This window comes from Phenylobacterium sp., from assembly GCF_035944335.1.
Classification (GTDB): domain Bacteria; phylum Pseudomonadota; class Alphaproteobacteria; order Caulobacterales; family Caulobacteraceae; genus Phenylobacterium.
In genome coordinates this window covers 1-4,115 of the sequence record NZ_DASZBG010000027.1, presented here as the reverse complement: position 1 = coordinate 4,115, position 4,115 = coordinate 1, and the positions used below count along the sequence as shown (strand labels likewise).

Here is a 4,115-nt window from a genome sequence, read left to right as displayed (position 1 = left end):
CGCACTGGACGAGGCGCATGGCGGTCGCGTAAGGCCCAGGCCATGGCGAAGACCGGTCCAAATGTCGCAGACGCGCCGACGGCCATGCGCACGCTGGGCTGGGGCGACTACGCCCTGCTGGACTCGGGCGCCGGCCGCAAGCTGGAGCGCTATGGCCCCTACACGGTGGTGCGGCCCGAGCCGCAGTGCCTGTGGACCCCCCGGCTGCCGGTGAGCGCCTGGGAGGGCGCGGACGCCGTGTTCGAGCCCACCGACGAGGACGAGGCGGGGCGCTGGCGCTTCAAGGGCCGGCCGAAGGAGAGCTGGCCGCTGGCCTGGGGCCCGGCGAAGTTCCACGGGCGGTTCACCAACTTCCGCCACCTGGCCTTCTTTCCCGAGCAGGCGGCGAACTGGGCATGGCTGGAGGGCCAGGTGCGCCGCGCCGTGGCATCGGGCCAGGTCCAGCCGCGGGTGCTGAACCTGTTCGGCTACACCGGGGTCGCCAGCCTGGTGATGGCGGCGGCCGGGGCGGCGGTGACCCATGTGGACGCCTCGAAGAAGGCAGTGGCCTGGGCCCGCGAGAACGCCGAGCTGGCCGGCCTGGCCGACCGACCGATCCGCTGGATCACCGAGGACGCGCGCAAATATGTGCAGCGCGAGGTGCGCCGCGGCTCGACCTATGACGGCATCATCCTCGATCCCCCGAAATATGGCCGCGGGCCGGGCGGCGAGGTCTGGCGGCTGTTCGATGACCTGCCTGAACTTGCGGCCCTATGTGGCCAACTTCTTTCGCAAAATGCCGCGTTCCTGGTGCTGAACGCCTATGCCGAGCGGATCTCGGGGGCGGCGCTCTCAGGCCTGCTGGCCGAGGTGCTGAAGGACCGGGCCGGGACCATCGAATGGGGCGAACTGGCGCTGGTGGAGGAGGCCGGCGCCAAAGAGGGGCCTCGCCAGGTGGGCATGAGCTTCTTCGCCCGGTGGTCCAGGTGACGCCCCGGATCACCTCGCTGGCCAACCCGACCGTGAAGGCGGTCCGCGCCCTGCACCTGCGCAAGGAACGCGACGCCACCGGCCTGTTCGTGGCCGAGGGCCTGAAGACGGTCACGGAAGGGCTCGAGCTAGGCCACGCGCCGCAGATCCTGCTCTACGGGCCGCAGGCGGATCATCCCCTGCTCCGCAAGGCGATCGCCGCCACGACGACGGCCGGCGGCGAGGCCATCGAGGTCACCGAGGCGATCCTCGCCAAGGTGTCGCGCAGGGACAATCCGCAGGCGGTGGTGGGCGTGTTCCGACAAGTGTTCCGCCCGCTCGACACCCTGGAGCCGCAAGCGGCCGTCTGCTGGGTGGCGCTGCACCGGGTGCGCGATCCGGGCAACCTCGGGACCATCGTGCGCACGGCCGACGCGGCCGGCTGCGGCGCGGTGATCCTGGTCGGCGAATGCTGCGATCCCTATTCGGTGGAGGCGGTCAGGGCGACCATGGGCTCGATCTTCGCCGTGCCCCTGACCCGGGCCTCGGAGGCCGAGTTCGCGGCCTGGCGGTCCCAGTGGCCGGGATCGGTGGTGGGCGCCCTGCTCAGCGCCACGGTCGACTACCGCGCCGCGGCCTACCAGACGCCGTCGCTCCTCCTGATGGGCAACGAACAGCAGGGCCTGCCGCCGGAGATGGCCGGGCTCTGCGACGTCAACGTGAAGATCCCCATGCGCGGCCGGGCCGACAGCCTGAACCTGGCGGTGGCCACCGGGGTGATGATCTACGCGGCGACGGGCTAGGGCGGCCTCAACCCGCCATGGCCGACAGGTTGGCGAAGCTCTGCTGCAGGGTCTCGAGAACGGGGCGGGTGAACGGCGGCTCGTGCTCGACGAAGAACTCGTGGACGCCCGCGGCATAGGCGGCGGGCAGGAGACGTTTCCAGTCGATCACCCCAGCCCCCACCGCCGTGGTCGTGACCCGGAAGGCGAAGTTGGGTTCGACGCCGGCCGCGACATCCTTCACGTGCATCATCTTGAACCGGCCGGGATGGGCCTTGACGAGGGCGACCGGATCGACGCCGCCGGCGACCACCCAGCCGGCGTCCATCTCGAACTGCACGAGCGCCGGGTCGGTCTCGTTGAGCAACAGATCGTACGCGGTCCCCCGCTCCAGCGGCGCGAACTCCGGATTGTGGTTGTGGTAGGCGAACTGCAGTCCCTCGCGCTTCAGGCCCGCGCCGACCCGGTTGAGGAAGGCCGCGGTGGCCCTCCAGTCGTCGAGGGTGAGCGGGGACCGGAGCGTCTTGCCCTCCGGGACCAGGAAGCTCGGCATGACCACGTGGCGGGCGCCCAGCACATGCATGTCGGCGGCCAGGCGTCCGAGATCGCCGGAGAGGTTGGGCTCGGGCCCATTGCCGCGCGGCTGGACGTGGGCGCTGGCGCAGGTCAGGCCGTGGGCGTCGAAGGCGGCGCGCAGCGCCTTCACCGCGTGGCCGCCGTAGCCGGCGGTCTCGACAGTCTTGAAGCCGATGCCGGCGACCGCCTTCAGCGTCGCCTCGAGATCGGCGCGGAGCTCGGCGGCGACGGAGTAGAGCTGCAGCCCGATGGGCAATTGGTGACCTCGAAAAAACGGGCGCGGCGCGGCCGATGCGATCGCGCCCGAACCCAGCCACGCGGCTGACGATGCGATGAGACGGCGTCGCGTGACCAGCATGTTGATCTCCCCGGAGAGCTAGTCAGCCGGGTTGACGGCGGCTTGGCAAGCTCAGGTTCCGCGCGGCTTGGCCCGCGTGGTCGGCTGGGCGGCGGCGGGGTCTTCCGGCCAGAGGTGCCGGGGATAGCGGCCGCGCATGTCGGTGCGGACGTCCTTCCAGGAGCCTTTCCAGAAGCCCGGCAGGTCCTTGGTGGTCTGGATCGGGCGGTGGGCTGGCGACAGCAGGGACAGGGTGAGCGGAACGCCGCCGACCCGCGGATGGGCGGCCAGGCCATAGACCTCCTGCACGCGGACCTCGACGCGGGGACCGCCCTCGGCGGCGTAGTCGATGGCGAAGGCATTGCCGGTGGGCGCGGTCCAGCGGGCGGGCGCTTCAGTGTCGAGGCGGCGCTGCAGGTCCCAGGGGATCAGGCCGCGCAGCACGGTGTCGAGGGCGTCGGGCTTGAGGGCGGCGAGCGACCGGACGCCGGTGAGCAGCGGCGCCAGCCAGTCGTCGAGGTGGCCGATCAGGGCGGCGTCGGACAGGTCGGGCCAAGCCGGGTTGGTCTGGCGCAGGAAGGCCACGCGCTGGCGCAAGGACCGGACCGCGTCTCCGAACGGCAGGGCGGCGAGGCCCTCGGCGCGGACGCGGTCGGCGAGCGCCTGGGCGATCAGGGCCGGATCGGGATTGTCGACCAGGGTCTCGCGGAGCGTGAGCCTGCCCAGCCGCAGGATGCGCTTGGCGCGCAGCTTGCCGGCGCCGCTCGCCTCCAGCCGATCCTCCTCCTCGAGCTGGTCCGCGAAGGCCGCCTCGATCTCCGCGTCGTCGAGGGGCGCGGCCAGCAGGATGCGGTCGCGCACGCTCCCGCCGCCGAGCTCGCCCACCGCCAGCCAGGTTTCGCGGGCGAGCGCATCGGTCGGCTCCACGAAGGCGCCGCGGCCGGAGACCAGCTGGAATTCGCCGGCCGGACCGCGGGCGCGGGCGATGCGCTCTGGATAGGCGAAGGCGAGCAGCAGGCCGTCGGAGCACGGCTCGCCCCGCCCCGCCTTGCCGGCGAGGCCCGTCCAGCGGTCGGCCAGCGCCTTGGCGTCGCGGGCGCGGGGGCTGCGGTCGCGCTCCAGCGCTTCGAGACGATGGCGCAGGTCGGCGTCACGACCGCCCAGGCCGCGCTCGGTGAGGAGGGCTGCGATCCGCGCGGCGCGCGGGGCCTGCGCGTTCGCCTGGGCCTTGAGGATCATGTGCGCCAGACGCGGGGCCAGCGGGAATTCGGCGAGCGCGCGGCCGTGCGGGGTGAGCACGCCGTCCGGCGCGAGGGCCTCCAGGCGGATCAGCAGGCTGCGCGCCTCCGCATAGGCCGCGGCCGGCGGCGGATCGAGGAAGGCGAGGCCGGCCGGATCCTTGGCGCCCCAGCGGGCGAGGTCCAGCGCCAGGCCCGAGAGGTCGGCGTCGAGGATCTCCGGGTCCGCGTAGG

4 protein-coding genes are annotated in these 4,115 nt (G+C 72.6%); 2 read left to right on the top strand and 2 right to left on the bottom strand.

What is annotated here, in order from left to right; genetic code table 11:
* Nucleotides 1-42: 42 nt before the first annotated feature.
* Together VGT80_RS06000 and VGT80_RS05995 are read left to right on the top strand one after the other, a co-directional pair.
* The gene (locus VGT80_RS06000) at nt 43-969 is read left to right on the top strand and encodes a class I SAM-dependent methyltransferase (protein ID WP_327453841.1); all 927 of its coding nucleotides are present in this window, start codon (nt 43-45) and stop codon (nt 967-969) included.
* Nucleotides 966-1,751 carry an RNA methyltransferase gene (locus VGT80_RS05995; protein WP_327453840.1) on the top strand — a complete coding sequence of 262 codons (786 nt, stop codon included), beginning with the start codon at nt 966-968 and terminating at the stop codon, nt 1,749-1,751. The genes VGT80_RS06000 and VGT80_RS05995 overlap by 4 nt, the downstream gene beginning before the upstream one ends.
* 7 nt (nt 1,752-1,758) lie before the next feature.
* On the opposite strand, the gene VGT80_RS05990 is transcribed toward VGT80_RS05995, so the two are convergent.
* Together VGT80_RS05990 and VGT80_RS05985 are read right to left on the bottom strand one after the other, a co-directional pair.
* Nucleotides 1,759-2,562, bottom strand: coding sequence for a sugar phosphate isomerase/epimerase (locus VGT80_RS05990; RefSeq protein ID WP_327453838.1), 804 nt, complete (start codon nt 2,560-2,562; stop codon nt 1,759-1,761).
* 153 nt (nt 2,563-2,715) lie between these two features.
* Nucleotides 2,716-4,115, bottom strand: a 1,400-nt coding sequence (locus VGT80_RS05985) for an ATP-dependent helicase C-terminal domain-containing protein (RefSeq protein ID WP_327453836.1), incomplete at its 5' end; no start/stop codon positions are given.

What these genes read in the sequence shown, in the direction of transcription:
- VGT80_RS06000 (WP_327453841.1), top strand. Translation starts at nt 43, where the DNA reads ATGGCGAAGACCGGTCCAAATGTCGCAGACGCGCCGACGGCCATGCGC.